This is a genomic window from Streptomyces cyaneochromogenes, from assembly GCF_003963535.1.
In the GTDB taxonomy this organism is placed as follows: domain Bacteria; phylum Actinomycetota; class Actinomycetes; order Streptomycetales; family Streptomycetaceae; genus Streptomyces; species Streptomyces shaanxiensis.
Map to the genome: position 1 here is coordinate 8,235,625 of NZ_CP034539.1, position 15,521 is coordinate 8,251,145.

At 69.8% G+C, this 15,521-nt stretch carries 16 protein-coding genes and 1 pseudogene; 11 read left to right on the top strand and 6 right to left on the bottom strand.

The window, feature by feature from the left end:
* Window positions 1-7: 7 nt before the first annotated feature.
* Genes EJ357_RS37205 through EJ357_RS37220 form a run of 4 tightly spaced genes read right to left on the bottom strand, consistent with a single transcriptional unit; the run spans window position 8 to window position 3,474 of the window.
* The gene (locus EJ357_RS37205; RefSeq protein ID WP_126396058.1) at window positions 8-841 is read right to left on the bottom strand and encodes an ABC transporter ATP-binding protein; all 834 of its coding nucleotides are present in this window, start codon (window positions 839-841) and stop codon (window positions 8-10) included.
* 13 nt (window positions 842-854) lie between these two features.
* Complete coding sequence (locus tag EJ357_RS37210) at window positions 855-1,637, bottom strand: ABC transporter permease (protein WP_126396059.1); 783 nt, start codon at window positions 1,635-1,637, stop codon at window positions 855-857.
* On the bottom strand, window positions 1,634-2,503 hold the full coding sequence (locus EJ357_RS37215) for an ABC transporter permease (protein ID WP_228472727.1): 870 nt from the start codon (window positions 2,501-2,503) through the stop codon (window positions 1,634-1,636). Before EJ357_RS37215 ends, EJ357_RS37210 begins: the two co-directional genes overlap by 4 nt.
* Window positions 2,500-3,474, bottom strand: a complete 975-nt coding sequence (locus tag EJ357_RS37220) for an ABC transporter substrate-binding protein (RefSeq protein WP_126396060.1) — start codon at window positions 3,472-3,474, stop codon at window positions 2,500-2,502. Before EJ357_RS37220 ends, EJ357_RS37215 begins: the two co-directional genes overlap by 4 nt.
* Before the next feature lie 375 nt (window positions 3,475-3,849).
* Here EJ357_RS37220 and EJ357_RS37225 point away from each other — a divergent pair, with 375 nt between their 5' ends.
* The 7 genes and pseudogenes from EJ357_RS37225 to EJ357_RS37250 all read left to right on the top strand — a co-directional run bounded on the left by EJ357_RS37225 (window position 3,850) and on the right by EJ357_RS37250 (window position 9,598).
* Complete coding sequence (locus EJ357_RS37225; RefSeq protein WP_126396061.1) at window positions 3,850-4,074, top strand: hypothetical protein; 225 nt, start codon at window positions 3,850-3,852, stop codon at window positions 4,072-4,074.
* Window positions 4,075-4,119: 45 nt separating this feature from the next.
* The gene (locus EJ357_RS48590; RefSeq protein ID WP_175647223.1) at window positions 4,120-4,296 is read left to right on the top strand and encodes a hypothetical protein; all 177 of its coding nucleotides are present in this window, start codon (window positions 4,120-4,122) and stop codon (window positions 4,294-4,296) included.
* 11 nt (window positions 4,297-4,307) lie between these two features.
* Window positions 4,308-4,409, top strand: a pseudogene (locus EJ357_RS50830) (transposase); the annotation flags it as partial.
* A gap of 109 nt (window positions 4,410-4,518) precedes the next feature.
* On the top strand, window positions 4,519-5,865 hold the full coding sequence (locus EJ357_RS37235; RefSeq protein WP_407698437.1) for an alpha/beta hydrolase: 1,347 nt from the start codon (window positions 4,519-4,521) through the stop codon (window positions 5,863-5,865).
* On the top strand, window positions 5,862-7,628 hold the full coding sequence (locus EJ357_RS37240; RefSeq protein WP_126396064.1) for an FAD-dependent oxidoreductase: 1,767 nt from the start codon (window positions 5,862-5,864) through the stop codon (window positions 7,626-7,628). Before EJ357_RS37235 ends, EJ357_RS37240 begins: the two co-directional genes overlap by 4 nt.
* 6 nt (window positions 7,629-7,634) lie before the next feature.
* A complete protein-coding gene (locus EJ357_RS37245) occupies window positions 7,635-8,522 on the top strand; it encodes an intradiol ring-cleavage dioxygenase (RefSeq protein ID WP_126396065.1) in 888 nt (295 codons plus the stop codon).
* Window positions 8,523-8,560: 38 nt separating this feature from the next.
* Window positions 8,561-9,598: a maleylacetate reductase gene (locus EJ357_RS37250; RefSeq protein WP_126400523.1), complete on the top strand. Its 1,038-nt coding sequence runs from the start codon at window positions 8,561-8,563 to the stop codon at window positions 9,596-9,598.
* A gap of 6 nt (window positions 9,599-9,604) precedes the next feature.
* Here the strand turns inward: EJ357_RS37250 and EJ357_RS37255 are convergent, their stop codons facing one another.
* Entirely contained in the window at window positions 9,605-10,504 is a 900-nt protein-coding gene (locus EJ357_RS37255; RefSeq protein WP_126396066.1) for a LysR family transcriptional regulator, read from the bottom strand.
* Window positions 10,505-10,732: 228 nt separating this feature from the next.
* Between EJ357_RS37255 and EJ357_RS37260 the strand changes: the two genes are divergently transcribed.
* The 4 genes from EJ357_RS37260 (at window position 10,733) to EJ357_RS48595 (ending at window position 14,569) form a co-directional block, all read left to right on the top strand.
* Window positions 10,733-11,983 (top strand): acyl-CoA dehydrogenase family protein, encoded by a 1,251-nt coding sequence (locus EJ357_RS37260; RefSeq protein WP_175647655.1) that lies wholly within the window; start codon window positions 10,733-10,735, stop codon window positions 11,981-11,983.
* Complete coding sequence (locus tag EJ357_RS37265; protein WP_126396068.1) at window positions 11,980-12,552, top strand: flavin reductase family protein; 573 nt, start codon at window positions 11,980-11,982, stop codon at window positions 12,550-12,552. Before EJ357_RS37260 ends, EJ357_RS37265 begins: the two co-directional genes overlap by 4 nt.
* 35 nt (window positions 12,553-12,587) lie before the next feature.
* Window positions 12,588-14,117: an acyl-CoA synthetase gene (locus tag EJ357_RS37270; RefSeq protein WP_126396069.1), complete on the top strand. Its 1,530-nt coding sequence runs from the start codon at window positions 12,588-12,590 to the stop codon at window positions 14,115-14,117.
* Between the two features lie 314 nt (window positions 14,118-14,431).
* Entirely contained in the window at window positions 14,432-14,569 is a 138-nt protein-coding gene (locus EJ357_RS48595) for a hypothetical protein (RefSeq protein WP_175647656.1), read from the top strand.
* 66 nt (window positions 14,570-14,635) lie between these two features.
* On the opposite strand, the gene EJ357_RS37275 is transcribed toward EJ357_RS48595, so the two are convergent.
* The gene (locus EJ357_RS37275; protein WP_126396070.1) at window positions 14,636-15,406 is read right to left on the bottom strand and encodes a methyltransferase domain-containing protein; all 771 of its coding nucleotides are present in this window, start codon (window positions 15,404-15,406) and stop codon (window positions 14,636-14,638) included.
* Window positions 15,407-15,521: the final 115 nt, after the last annotated feature.

A 15,521-nucleotide genomic window follows, 5' to 3' on the forward strand; every position in this document is an offset into this window, starting at 1 on the left:
CGGTGTGTCAGGACTCGGACTTGTGCAGGGCGAGCTCGTCGCTGCGGTCGGCCACTGCTGCATGCGTGTCGCCGTTGTGGTGCTTGGCGCGCTGGATCTGCTCGTAGACGTGGGCGCGCAGTTCGGCGAAGCGGGTGCTGGAGCGGGTGTGCAACTGGTCGCGCTCGTCGGGGAGATCGATCGTCAGATCCTCCAGCACCACGGTCGGTGAGGTGGACAGGATGATGGTGCGCTGGCCGAGATAGACGGCTTCGTCGATGTCGTGGGTGACGAACAGGACGGTGACGCCCAGTTCGCGCCACAACCGCCGGATGAGGTCCTCCAGTTCGGCGCGGGTCTGCGCGTCGACGGCGGCGAACGGCTCGTCCATGAGCAGCACCTTCGGCTCGAAGGCCACGGCGCGGGCGATGGCGACGCGCTGCTGCATTCCGCCGGACAACTGCCACGGGTAGGCCTGGTGGGCGTCGGCGAGCCCGACCACCTCCAGCGCGTGGTCGACCAGTTCCTTCTCGCGGGCCTTGCCGAGCTTCTTGCGGCGCAGGGGCAGGGCGACGTTGTCGCGTACGTTCATCCAGGCGAACAGGGAGCGGCCGTACTCCTGGAAGACGACCGCCATGCCGGGCGGGGGCCCGTCCACCGGGCGGCCGTCCAGGCGCACTTCGCCGTCGGTCGGGTCGATCAGTCCCGCCATGCACTTCAGCAGCGTGGTCTTGCCGCACCCGGACGGGCCGACCAGGCACACGAGTTCGCCGGCACCGATATGGAATGTGAGATTCCGCAGTGCTTCGACGCTGCGGTTACGTCCGGTGTAGATCTTCTGCAGGTTGCGTACGTCGAGCATCGACGTCTCCTTGTCAGGGGTTGCGCTGGGCCCGGCGCAGGCCGTGATACCAGGCCAGAACCCGGTTCTCGGCGACGCGGAAGAGCAGGGAGAGGGCGAATCCGAGCAGGCCGAGCAGCAGCACGCCGCTCCACATCTCGGGGATGGCGAAGGACCGCTGGAACTGCACGATGGTGAAGCCGAGCCCGTTGCTGGCCGCGAACATCTCGCTGATGACCATGAGGATGATGGCAATGGAGAGGGCCTGGCGCATGCCGGTGACGATCTGAGGGCTGGCCGAGCGCAGCACCAGGTGCCACAGCCGGGAGGGCCCGGTGATGCCGTAGGAGCGGCAGGTGTCGCTGAGCACTTCGTCGACGGCTCGGACGCCTTCGACGGTGTTGAGCAGGATCGGCCACATGCAGCCGCTGACGATGACGATGACCTTCATGGTGTCGCCGATGCCCGCGAACAGCATGATGACGGGTACGAGCACCGGGGGCGGGATGGCCCGGAAGAGTTCCAGGACCGGCTCCAGTACGTCGCGCACGCCACGGTGCATGCCGACCACCAGGCCGAGTCCGACACCGACGGCGACGGCGAGGAGATAGCCGGTGAGCAGGCGGACCAGGCTGGGTACGACGTCCGAGAGCAGTCGTTCGCCCGTCCATACCTCCCCGAACTTGCCCAGGATGGTGGACAGGGGGGGAACATAGAAGTCGGTGCTGCCCGCGGTGGCGAACCACCATATGGCGAACAGGACCGCGGGCAGGCCCAGGACCAGCCCGGTCCGCCGGGCGAGTGTGAGGACGGTCATCGCTGTCCCTCCCTGCGCATCGATTGGTGCCAGTGCAGTGCCCGCCGCTCGATCGCCCGGGCCACCAGGTTGACCGCGACCCCGAGGAGTCCGGTGACCAGGACCAGGGCGTAGACCCGCGGTACGGCGCCGGAGGTCTGCGCGACCGCGAGCTGGTTGCCCAGGCCGGGCGAACCGATGACGAGTTCGGCGGTGATCGTCAGGACGAGTGCCACGGTCGCGGCCAGCCGCACGCCGGTCATCACGTACGGCAGCGCGGTGGGCCACAGGACGTACCGAACCCGTCCCCAACTACCCATCCGGTAGCTGCGGGCGGTGTCCTCGGCCACCGGGTCGACGTCCTGCATGCCCGCCAGGACCTGGACGAGCACCTGCCAGAAGGAGGCGTACACGACCAGCAGCAGCTTCGACTCCAGGTCGGTGCCGTACAGCAGCACCGCCACCGGGATGAGCGCCACCGACGGGATGGGGCGCAGGAACTCGATGGTGGAGGCGGTCACCGCCCGCAGCACCGGCGCCGATCCGATCACCACGCCGGCCACCACCCCGGCCACCACCGCGATGGCCAGGCCCAGGCCCCAACCGGTGAGGGTGTCACCGAGCGCGGTCCAGAACGCGTCTTCGCCGAGCAGCTGCCACAGGGCCCGGCCCATCTCGGAGGCGGGCGGAAGGTAGTCGGCGGAGACCACACCGATGTGCGGCAGCACCTCGAGCAACACCACCAGCCCGGCCAGGCCTGCCAGTCCGCGCAACGGGGTGCGCGCTCTGTCCAGAGTGCGCCGCACGCGGCCACCGCCCACCCCGCCGGGACCTGTCGCGGTCCCGGCGGGCTTCGTCAGCACAGGAGTGCTCCCGGACGCGCTCATGAGAACAGGGCATCCAGGTCGGGCTTCTGACCGCCGAAGATGCCGTCCTGCTCGCCGAGCGAGGCCAGCTTCTCCAGGGAGGCCATGTCGTACTCGGCCGGCCAGGTCGGCAGCGTCAGCTTCTTCAGCACCTCGCCGTCGATCTTGGTGTAGGTCGTGACGATCTGACGTGCCTCGTCCGGGTGCTCGGAGGCGTAATTCAGTGACTCGGTCACGGCCTCGGTGAACTTCTTCACCAGGTCGGGGTTCTCCTGGGCCAGCTTGGTGGAGGCGAAGTACGTCGCGATGGTGAGGTTCGGGTCGGTCTCGGCGAACGGCGACGCCACGACGCGGGCGCCCTGGCCCTTGGCGATGGTCAGCGCGGGCTCGCCCACCCACGCGGCGTCCACCTGCCCGCCGTCCAGCGCGGCCGGCATCTGGTCGAACGGCATCTCGACGAACTTGACCTTCGAGGGGTCGCCGCCGTCCTTGCGCACCACCTCACGGACCGTGGTGTCCCCGATGTTCTGCAGGGTGTTGACCGCCACCGTCTTGCCGGCAAGTTCCTTGGCCGACTTGATGGGGCTGTCCTCCTTGACGGCCACCCCGCTGATGTCCTTTCCGGTGTCACCGGTGGAGGCGGTCCCGTTGACCACTGACTTGATCGGCACACCCTTGGTCTGGGCGATCATCAACGACGTGACGTTGCTGAATCCGAACTGGAACTGGCCGCTCACCACGCCGGGGATGATCGCGGCGCCGCCCTGGGCGGTCTCCATTTTCAGGTCGATGCCGCGGCTGCTGAAGAACCCCTTCTGCTGCCCCAGATACAGGGGGGCCACATCGACGATCGGGATGATCCCGACTTTGACCTGGGTGGTCTTGTCCCCGGCCGCGGAGGACGCACCACCGGTCCCGGAAGAAGATCCGCATCCGGCCGCGGCTGCGACCGTCACTACCGCTATGGCAAGCCCGAGAACGCGCCTTTGCATGGGGGCCTCCTGAACAGGAACGAGTGCGTGCGCATTGCGAACATTCGTCCGCGTGCCGAACAAATGCAAGCGGAGATTATGTCCCTGCCCGAATCGCGTCAATGGGTTGCGTCGAGGCTCCTCCCGGAACCGCGCCCTGCCGCCTTCTCCAGATCCAGACATGTTCCGACGGGTGCACCCCGGCAGCAGCAAGCCTGAGGCGCGGACGCGTCCAGCGAAGACCCAGGAGTCCTGCTCCGCGCCGCGGTCGACCACCTTGGTCACCCGCTCGTGGGGGTCCTCGCCCCGGTAGCGGGGTACTTGTCGGCGTGGTGCACGCCCGCGCCGAGGACGTTCGTCACGGCGTCGGAGTTGTCGAGCCGCACCTTGGTGTTCGTGCCCCCCGACCGAGCCGCCCTCGGCGGTCACGTAGAGCTGGGACTCGAAGCGCATCTGGTTGTCGTTCAGGTTGCCCGGGACCGTCACCCGTGCGCCCTCGCGGGTCAGGCGCTGCGCACCGCACACGTCGCCGACTACCGGGGGCTCTTCGACCGGTTTTCCCTGGACCTCGGCCAGTGCCTCCCCGACGCCGCGCGCTCGTCTCCCGCGCCGACAAGGTGATCGTCCACGAAGCCGTCCCCGCTCCCCGGCCGGACGATCGGCACCATGCTGAGCGATGGCACCGCCCTCGACGGCCTGCCTTCGAGTGTGGGCTTCACGACCAGGGCCACCGTCGCGAGCGGCTCTGCCACCTCCATCTCGGGCGCCTTCCAGTCCATGGCCCGAGTGGGATCGTGCTTCGACTGTGAGGATGCTCAGGTGCCGCTCCGGGCGGTGGCCTGACCCGGGTGGTGGTGGCCGACGTCGGCTACGGGCAGAACGCCGACTTCCGCGACGGCCCGCACGGCCGGGGCATCGGCTATGTGGTGGCGATCCGGTCGGACGTGACCGTCCACCCCCTCGACGTGCGGTCCACCGCCCTGGCGTGGGTCCGGAACCGGCCGCAAGCGCAGATCCTTCGAGGTCGTACGCGCCAAGCGGTGGGTCGGCACCGGCAGCCTCCACGTGACCGGCCTCTCCGACCGCGACCCGCAGTACAAACTGCCGGTCGTCGAGCAGCTGCTGGGGGCCGCGCTCCGCACCGACGCCCTGGTCACCCTCGCCGCCACGCGCACCTTCCCGGTGAAGCGGCCGCCCTCGGGGACACTGATGAGCGCCATGCATCACGGCGTCCCCAACCGGCATTGGACCGCCCCGGAGCCGATCACCAATAGTGCTGGGCATGGGCGCAGACGCCGTGACGGAGGTTCGCCGATGACCATCTCCCCACCACCCGCAACCGCCGAGCCGGCCCGTGCCGCCTCGCCGTTGACGATCAGCGAGCAAGGCGCTTTCTGGGTCGGTGTCGGGCGCAAGCCGACCGAGGCCGGGACCGCCGCCCAGGCCGCGATGTACGCCCAGTACCAGATCCCGGCCGATCTCCGGCATCCGCTGCCCGTGGTGATGGTCCACGGGGGCGGCGGCCAGGGCTCGGACTATCTGTCGACGCCGGACGGGCGCCCCGGCTGGGCCACCCGGTTCCTCCAGGCCGGTTACGCCGTGTACGTGGTCGACCGTCCAGGTCACGGGCGCTCCCCGTACCACCCCGATGTCCTCGGGCCCATCGAGGGCGCGGCGCCGACGTACGAGTTCATCCGCTGGCTGTTCTGCGAGGGGGCGGGACGACCGGGCAGCCAGTGGCCCGGCAGCGGCGAGGTCGGCGACGACTCCGCGTTGGACCAGTTGATGGCGAGCCAGGGCCCGACGCTGCCCACCTTCGCCGAGAACGAGGAGCAGATGCGGCGCTGCGGGGCCGAGTTGCTGGACCGTATCGGACCGGCCGTGCTGATCACCCACTCCATGGGTGGGCCGTTCGGCTGGCTGGTCGCCGATGCCCGGCCCGGGCTGGTGAAGGCCGTTGTCTCCATCGAGCCGATCGGGCCGCCGTTCACCGAACTGCCCGGCCTCGGAAAGCTGGAGTGGGGGCTCACCGCCGCCCCGATCACTTACGAGCCGCCGGTAACGACCCCCGACGAACTGCGCCTTCGGCTGCGCGAGGCGGGGGGCGACGGGCTGCAGGACTGTCTCGTCCAGGACGAAGAGGCAGGCGCCGTGCGGTCCCTGCCAGGGCTCCAGGGCTTCCCGATCGCCGTGGTCGCGACCGACCACTCGCCGTTCGCGGCGTTCCAGCACGGTGTCGCCGACTACCTCGTCCAGGCCGGTGCCGACGCCGAGTTGCTGCGCCTGGCGGACCTGGGGCTCACGGGCAACGGTCACCTGCCCATGGGCGAGAAGAACTCCGACGACGTGGCCGAGGCACTGATGGCCTGGCTGAACAAGCGGCTGGCGGCTGTGGAGGAAACGTCCCGATGACAACCGCGACAACCGTGCCGACCGTCGAGACCGATGTGCTCATCGTGGGAAGCGGGCCCGCGGGAGCGAGCGCCGCACTGGCGCTGAGCACCTATGGCGTGCCGAACGTCATGGTCACCCGCTACTCGCGCCTCGCGGACACGCCCCGGGCGCACATCACCAACCAGCGCACCATGGAAGTGCTGCGTGACCTGGGTGTCGAAGAGGATGTGATCGCCCAGGCCACCCCGCAGCATCTGATGGGCAACACCGTCTTCTGCACCGCCCTCGCGGGCGAGGAGCTCGGCCGGCTGAGGTCCTGGGGCAACGAACCGCTCGTGCAGGCCGCGCACGAGCTGGCGAGCCCCACCCGCATGTGCGACATGCCGCAGCACCTCATGGAGCCGGTGCTCGTGAACGCGGCCATAGCACGCGGAAGCCGACTGCGGTTCGGCACCGAGTACTTGTCGCACGAGCAGGACGCGGACGGCGTGACCGCCACGGTCCGCGACCGGCTGCGCGGCGACACGTACACCATCCGCGCCAAGTACCTGATCGGCGCGGACGGCGGCCGCAGCAAGGTGGCCGAGGACGCCGGGCTGCCGATGGGCGGCCAGATGGGCGTGGCCGGCAGCATCAACATCGTCTTCGACGCGGACCTCAGCAAGTACGTGGCGCACCGACCCGCCACCCTCTACTGGGTGCTGGCGCCCGGCGCGACCGTGGGCGGCATCGGCGCCGGCCTGGTGCGCTGCGTACGGACGTGGAACGAGTGGCTGATCGTGTGGGGCTACGACGTCGACGCCGGGCCGCCGGACCTCACCGAGGAGTACGCCCTGTCCGTCGTCCGCAAGCTGATCGGCGACGACGAGATCCCGGTGACCATCAAGTCGTCCTCCGCGTGGACGGTCAACGAGATGTACGCCGAGACCTACTCCAACGGCCGTGTCTTCTGCGCCGGTGACGCCACGCACCGCCACCCGCCGTCCAACGGCCTCGGCTCCAACACCTCCATCCAGGACTCCTACAACCTCGCCTGGAAGCTCAAGCTCGTCCTCGACGGCACCGCCTCCCCGAAGCTCCTCGACACCTACACCGCCGAACGCGCCCCGATCGGCCGCCAGATCGTCACCCGCGCCAACAAGTCCATCGGCGAGACGGCACCCGTCTTCGAGGCGCTCGGCGGCCTGGCGCCGCAGACCCCCGAGCAGCTGTGGCGGAACATCGCCGCCCGCAAGGACGCCACCACGGAGGCCGAGGAGCAGCGGGCGCGGCTGCGGGAGGCGATCGCCTTCAAGGCGTACGAGTTCAACGCCCACGGCGTGGACCTCAACCAGCGCTACACCTCCGCCGCGATCGTCCCGGACGGCACCGAGGACCCCGGCTTCGCACGCGACCCCGAGCTGCACTCCCAGCCGAGCACCCGCCCCGGCGCCAAACTCCCGCACGCCTGGCTCTGCGCGGGCATCCGCAACCTGTCCACCTTGGACCTGGGCGGAAACGGCCGGTTCACCCTGGTCACCGGCATCGGCGGCGAGCCCTGGACGGAGGCCGCCCGCATCCTCGGCAAGGAGTTCGGCCTGGAGATCGCCACGGCGCTCATCGGCCCCGGCCAGGAGTACGAGGACCCGTACGGGGACTGGGCCCGGCTGCGGGAGATCGGCGACTCGGGCGCGCTGCTGGTGCGGCCGGACAACCATGTGGCCTTCCGCCGCCAGGACGCCACCGGTGACGTCACGGCCGCACTGGGCGACGCGCTGCGGCAGATTCTCGGATGGGGCTGAGCGGCCATGGACCTCACCGCGAAGACCGGGACGACCGAGAAGACCGCGACGACGACGTCGGTGCTGGAAAGCTTCGCCCACACCTCCGATCCCCGACTGCGCGAGGTGCTGGCCTCCCTGACGCGTCACCTGCACGATTTCGTACGGGACATCGAGCCGACCCAGGCCGAGTGGGAGCGGGCGATCGACTTCCTCACCGCAACCGGGCACATGTGCGACGACACCCGGCAGGAGTTCATCCTGCTGTCGGACGTCCTGGGTGTGTCGATGCTCGTCGAGACGATCAACGACCACAAGGCCGCCGCCGCGACCGACTCGACGGTGCTCGGCCCCTTCCACATGACCGAGTCCCCGGTCCGTGAACTCGGGGCGAACATCGATCTGGTCGGCGGCGGCGAGCCCTGCGTGATCAGCGGACGGGTCGTCTCCGTCGACGGCACCCCGCTGCCCGGCGCGACGCTGGACGTGTGGCAGGCCGACGACCAGGGCTTCTACGACGTCCAGCAGCCGGAGAAGCAGCCGCCGGGTAATGGGCGCGGGCTGTTCACAGCGGACGCGGAAGGGCGGTTCTGGTTCCGCTCGTGCGTTCCGAGCCCGTATCCGATTCCGACGGACGGACCGGTCGGCTCGCTGCTGGAGGCGACCGGCCGCCACCCCTACCGTCCGGCCCATGTCCACTTCATCGTGGGCGCCGAGGGGTACAGCCCGGTGACGACGCACATCTTCGTGGCGGGCAGCGACTATCTGGAGTCGGACGCCGTCTTCGCCGTGAAGGAGAGCCTGGTCGAGGAGTTCGTCGAGGTGGACTCCCCCGAGGAGGCCGCGGAGTTGGGCCTGGCCAACCCCTTCCGCCGGGCGCGCTTCGACATCGTGCTGCAACCGGTGATCGCGTGAGGGAACGCGCCCTGGACTTCACCCACCAGGCCCAGCCGATGCGCGTCCTCTTCCGGTCGGGTGCCGTCCCGGACGCGGTGCCCGACGAGGTCGCGCTTCTCGGCCTGCGCCGCGTCCTCGTGCTGTGCGACCACCATGGCCTGGACACGGCCCGTGCCGTCGCCGCGTCTCTAGGCGACGCCTGCGCCGGGCTGCACGCGGGGGCGGTGACGCACGTCCCGGTGGAGGTCGCCGACCTGGCCGTCGAAGCGGCTCGCGAAGCCCAGGCGGACGGCTGCGTGGCGGTCGGCGGCGGTTCCGTGACCGGCCTGGCCAAGGCCGTCGCGCTCAGGACCGGCCTGCCCATCGTCGCCGTCCCGACGACGTACGCCGGATCGGAGATGACACCCGTCTGGGGCCTGACCGAGGGCGCGGTCAAACGCACCGGGCGCGACCCGAAGGTGTTGCCGCGCAGCGTCGTGTACGACCCGCTGCTCACGCTCACCATGCCGCCCGTGGGGTCCGCGACGAGCGGCATGAACGCGATCGCGCACGCCGTCGAGGCTCTGTACGCCCCGGACTCCACTCCGATCGTCTCCCTCATGGCGGAGGAGGGTGTGCGGGCGCTGGCCGCGGCCCTTCCCGAGATCGTCGCCGACCCCTCGGGGCATGACGCGCGCAGCCGCGCGCTGTACGGGGCGTGGCTGTGCGGTGCCTGTCTCGGCGCCACCACCATGGGGCTGCACCACAAGCTCTGCCATGTGCTCGGCGGCACCTTCGACCTGCCGCACGCCGAGACACACGCCGTCGTCCTGCCCCATGTGCTGGCCTTCAACGCGCCGGCGGTTCCCGAGACACTGTTGGCGCTGCGCCGGGCGCTCGATGTCCCGGATCCGGTACGGGAGTTGCACGAGCTGGGCGAGCGTCTTGGCATCCCGCGATCGCTCGCCGAGCTGGGCCTGACCGCCGCCGACGTGGACCGTGCGGTCGATGTCGCTCTCGGGGCGCCGTACGCGAATCCCCGCCCGGCCTCCGCCGACGATCTGCGCGCCGTCCTGCACGCGGCCTGGGCGGGCGAGCCGCCGTACGGCGGCTGACCGCTTCTACCGGGCGAGTTCGGCGTACGGAACGCCGCTCGCACGTCGGGCCACCCGGCGTGCGACCTCGGCGAACGCCGGGGCGGCGGGCGAGTGACCGGCCTCCGGAAAGGCGACGGCGGCCACCAAGCCGAGGGTCTCCTTCGGAGCGACGTTCTCCACTCCCGGGTGCGGGAACATCCGGGTGGCCGACAGCGGCATCAGTCCCACCATGTGCTGGTAGGCGATCTTCAAGGACACGTCCTGGGCCGAGCGGGCGTGGAAGCCGACCGTCGGGGCGTCGTCCCCGTTTCGTCCGCCCAGCCAGAAGTCGAGGCCCGGCTCGGGGGTGACCCAGGGCTGATCGAAGACCTCGGTCACGTCCACCGCGGCTGCCCCAGCCAGCGGATGCCCCTTCCACAGCGCGAGGGAAGCGGGCTCGGTGAAGATCGGTACGCGTGTCACGCCCGGCATGTCGACGTTCAGGGGCAACAGCGCCACGTCGTGCTCGCCGGCCAGCAGCGGGTCGAGCCCCTGGTGGAAGTCCGCTTCGTGCACCCGGATCGTGGCTCTGGGATACCGCTCGCAGAACGCCTCGATGACCGGATGCGTCAGCTCCGCGAGAGCCACCCCGTAGAGCGCGACCCGCACCTCGTCCCGTTGCCTGGCCCTGATGGCGTCCGCGGCGGCGGCGAGCCGCTCGGCATCGGCCAGCACGTCGCCCGCCCGTTCGAGCAGTTCCGCGCCGTCGGCGGTGAGCGCCACATGCCGTTTGTCGCGGTCGAACAGCTGGACGCCCAGCTCACGCTCGAGGGCGGCGATCGATCGCGTCAGCGCGGGCTGGGTGAGGTGCAGACGCTCGGCGGCGACCCGGTAATTCAAGATCTCGGCGAGCGCCGAGAAATGGCGCAGGTTCCGGAGTTCCACTCAGCCCTCCAGAAAGGCGGGGTCCACGACGTTGTGGTCCGCGCCAGGTTACAGCGCGCTTCCCCGCACGTCACCAGGCAGAAATGTGCGGCATTCCCGTCACCTCCTCCGACCTGCTGTGATGCACGACACTCATCAAGCCCCGGGTTACCGGCATTGGACGGTCCTTCGCCGCGCTGCCAACACTCCTTTCAGGCCGACCCAGAACACCAGCGGATGGGGTGCGAATTGTCCGAGACAACCGAGACAACCGAGGCAGCCGAGAAAATCATCGAGATTCCGCAGCCGGAGCCGGACCTGACACCGGAGGAACTCGTGCGCCGGGCCGCCGGCATGAGGACCTGGCTTCGTGATCACCAGGACGAGACCGAACAGCGGACCGGTATCCCCGAGGACACGCACAAGGCGTTCCTGGAGGCGGGTTTCTACCGGTCCCTCCAGCCACGCCGCTTCGGCGGCTACGAGTTCGACCTGCGGACCTACTCCCGGATGGTCACCGAGCTGGCCCGCGGCTGCCCGTCCAGCGGCTGGAACCTGTGTCTGGCCGCCTCCCACAGCCTGGTGGTGGCCGGCCGCTTCCCCGAGAGCACCCAGCGCGAGGTGTTCGGGCCGGACGGTGACTTCCGGGCCCCGCTGCCGATCGCCCCGAGCGCCACCGCGACGAGGACCCCCGACGGGTACCTGGTCAACGGCCGCTGGGACTACTCCTCCGGAGTCAACGTCTCCACGCACTTCCTGGGTGGCGTACTCATCATCGACGAAGAGGGCGGCATCCCCACGCCGGGCATGGTGCTCGTGCCCTCCGGCTGGCGGATGCTCGACAACTGGGGCGAGATCCTGGGCTTCCGCGGCAGCGGCTCCAACAGCGTCGTGGCCGAGGACGTCCTCGTACCGTACGAGTACGTGTCCAGGACCCACCTCGCGGCGAGCGACGTCACCGACGGGCCGGGTGTGGAACTGCACGGCAACCCGCTGTACGCGGGCCGGCTGATGTCGTTCTTCAACATCCAGCTGTGTTCGATCGTGGCGGGCACCGCCTGGGCCGCGGTCGACGAGTACCGGCGGATCATCACCACCAAGAACACCACGCTGCCGCCCTTCAAGCCACGCAGCCACGATCCGGAACACCAGCGCAACCTCGGCCTGGCCACGGCCCTGGCCGACAGCGCGCAGCGGATCATCCTGTCGGTCGCCGACGACTACATCGCGTACGCCGCCCGGGGCCTGGCAGGGGGCGAGCCCTTCTCCGAACTGGACGACCAGGCCCTCTCCGTCACGGCCCGGCAGTCCGGCCAACTCGCCTGCCAGGCCGTCGAGATGCTGGCCTTCGCCAGTGGCTCCAGCGCGCTGGCGAACGGCGAGCGCATGCAGCGGTACCTGCGCGACGTCGCCACGTACAAGACACACATCAACGCGCAGCACGGCTCGTGGGCCACGGGGTACGCCCGTTCTCTGCTCGGGCTGGAGACCGCGGCGTGAACCGGCAGACGCCCGCCGCGACGGCGCCCGGCGGTGGCCCGGCGGACGACCCCGGCCAGTTCCGGCACGTGCTCGGCCACTACCCGACGGGTGTCACGGTGGTCACCGCGAAGGAACCCGACGGCACCCCGGTCGGCATGGTGATCGGCTCGTTCACCTCGGTGTCCCTGGACCCTCCGCTCGTCGCGTTCCTCCCCGGCCGCTCCTCCACGACCTGGCCCAGGATCATGGCCGGCGGCGCCTTCTGCGTGAACGTGCTGGCCGCCGTCCAGGAGGACCTCTGCCGGGACGTCAGCGCCAAGGCACCCGACGTCTTCGACCGCCACCCGTGGCGCGGCGCGGCCTCGGGCAGCCCCGTCCTGGCGGGCGTCGCCGCCTGGATCGACTGCGACATCGCCGACGTGTGGACCCTCGGCGACCACTACTTCGTCCTCGGCCGCGTCCGGGAACTCGGGGTGGAGAAGACCGGCACCGCACCGCTGGTCTTCTCCCGGGGGCGGCTCACCCCGTTGCCGCCCCGCCGGGACCACGACGACTCGGCCGCCTACACCTGGCCCGACTGGTTCTGAGAGCTTTGAGAGCTTTGAGAGAGGAGAGGCGCACCATGCGCGATCAAGGGCTCGGCTCGTGGCCCGCGCGGCGTGCCCGCATGGCACCGGAGGCCACCGCCGTCGTGCACGACGGTGGATCCCTGTCCTACGGAGAGCTGGCGGCGCGCGTGACGCGGCTCGCGCACGCCCTGCGTGCCCTGGGGGTCGGCCACGGCGACCGGGTGGCCTACCTCGGCGCGAACCATCCGGCCCTGGCGGAGACGCTGTTCGCCGCGAACGCGCTGGGCGCCGTCTTCGTCCCGCTCAACACCCGCCTCGCGGCACCCGAGTTGGCCTTCATCCTGGGCGACTCGGGAGCGACGGTGCTGGTTTTCGGGGCCGAACTCACCGACACCGTCGACGCGTTCAGGGACGACGTCGAGGTGAAGCACTACGTCGAGGTGGGGAGCGCGTACGAGGAGCTGCTCGCGAACGCACCCGACGACCCCCTGGACGAGACGGTCGGCCTCGACGAGGTGTGCATGATCCAGTACACCTCCGGCACCAGCGGCCGTCCCAAGGGGGTCATGCTCACCCACGCCAACATCGCCTGGAACTGCTTCAACATCCTGCTGGAGGTGGACATCACCTCCGACGACGTCGCTCTGGTGGTGGCACCGATGTTCCACACCGCCGCCCTCAACGCCGTCTTCCTGCCGGGCTTCCTCAAAGGAGGGACGTCGGTGCTGATGCGCGGTTTCGACCCGGAACGGGTGCTCGACGTCATCGCCGAGCACCGGGTGACGAGGATGTTCGGCGTGCCCGCGATGTACCAGGCCATGACCCGGTCGTCGCGGTGGGCGACGGCCGACCTGTCGTCGATCCGGATCCTGATGTGCGCGGCGGCACCCGTACCCAAGGCCCTCATCCACACCTACCAGGACCGTGGCCTGACCTTCCTCCAGGAGTACGGCCTGACCGAGACCGCTCCCGCCGCGCTGGGCCTGCGCGCACAGGACAGCATCCGCAAGGCCGGCTCGGCCGGCAAACCCTGCTTCTTCACCGACGTACGCGTGGTGCGGCCCGACCTCACCGATGTCGCACCGGGCGAGGTCGGCGAGGTGATCATCGAGGGCCTCAACGTGATGAAGGGCTACTGGCAGTGGCCCGAAGCGACCGAGGACGCCTTCGTCGAAGGAAGCTGGTTCCGCTCCGGAGACGCGGCCACGGTCGACGAGGAGGGGTACGTCACGATCGTCGACCGCATCAAGGACATGTACATCTCCGGCGGGGAGAACGTTTATCCGGCCGAGGTCGAGCAACTCCTCTACCAGCATCCCGCGGTCGCCGAATGCGCGGTGATCGGCGTACCCGACGAACGATGGGGCGAAGTGGGCAGAGCGCTGGTCGTGCCCCGCGCGGGCGCCGACGTGTCGCCCGACGACATCATGGACTCCCTGTCCGGCCGACTCGCCAAGTACAAGCTCCCCAAGTCGGTCGTCCTCGTCGACGCCCTGCCCCGCAACGCCACCGGCAAGATCCTCAAGGCCCGCCTGCGCAGCCAGTACGGCTCCGTGCCGGCCCGCGGCGCCGAGGAGGCATGACGCCAGGCTCCGTGCGTAGGACGCGGGCCCAGCCCCGGCCCACCGCACGGGATCTTCTCGATGCCTCCCAGCGCGTGCAGCTCACCAGCGGAGACCACGGCGGGCCGAAGGACAAAAGTCGAAAGGCCGGTGTAAGACCAGCAGCCTCGACGGCAAGGCCTCACGCGCCGCCCGGCTGCGCAGGGCACCGAACTTGCCCAGCTCAGGAGCCTTCGGGTTCTTGTAGAAGTCGGTCGTGTCCCGGAGTCGAATGCGGTCAGCATGAGCACCCGTGGTGGCGCCGGCCGGGTGAGGACGTGCTGTGGGAGTTCGGCTTGGCGACGCTCGCCGTCCAGGTGGCCTTGTGGACCGTCTTCGGGCTCGTCCTCGGGGTGTTCGCGGAGCGGGTACTGGTTCCCCGGGCGGCAGCCGCCGTGGAGCAGGCTGGGCGTGCGGCTCCCGTACCGCACTGAGAACATCCGCTCCGAAGGCCCCGACCGGCAAGCTCCGGCGGGGCCTGGCGGAAGCCTTCTGAGAGGTCAAGCCCCCTTCGCGAAGACGAGTACTTCCGTGGAGGCGACGCCCATGGGCGCCAGGAAGCTGGCCTCCAGGCTGCAGCCGAGGGTCGCGAAGAGGTCCACGCATGTCCGGCGAGGCATGGCGGCGGGGTAGGAGTCGTGCCCCGCGCCGCCCTTCGTCGCCCAGGCCTGCACCGCGGCCGGGTCCAGGCAGGTCTCCGTCATGACGTCGAAGACGATCCGACCACCGGGTCGCGTGACACGCGCCATCTCGAAGAAGTAGCGGGAGGCGCAGAGGAAGGTCACGGTGTTGAAGACCTTGTGGGCCTGAACGAGATCGATGCTGCCGTCGGGTGTCGGAGCGAGACTGGATCCCGCGGTCGGTTGGGCGACCACGCCGAATGTGTCCACCAGGTAGTCGGCCCAGGGCGCCGCCGTCTCGTAGATCTCGTAGCGGCCCGGTGAGCACTCCTTCAGCGTCTTCTCCAGGTACCGTCCGGACCCCGGGCCGATCTCCAGCACCGTGTGCGGGTTGGCGGCGAAGACGCCCACCGCGCGTAGTTCATCGACGGTGGACTGGGTTGCGCCAGGCGTCCCGTTCATGACCTCGTCGATGTGGTCACCGACCGACAGACCGGACGCGCGGGCAGCCCGCATCGTTGCCTCGAAGGGAAGGAAGTCGTCTACGCCCCCCAGGTTGTTGGTGCTGCGCACGATGTCGAATCCAGCACGTCCCAAGAGCCGCTTGACCCCCGACTTCACTACGGACGTTCCCCTGCCGACTGCCCCCATCAGGCATGACCCCCCCAGGTCGTCTCCACCCTGGATATCAGCATAGGACCGCGGACACGGAGACGCAGCGGGACGGCGACAAGGCTGCTGTTCTCGTCCTCCTGGCCATCACAGC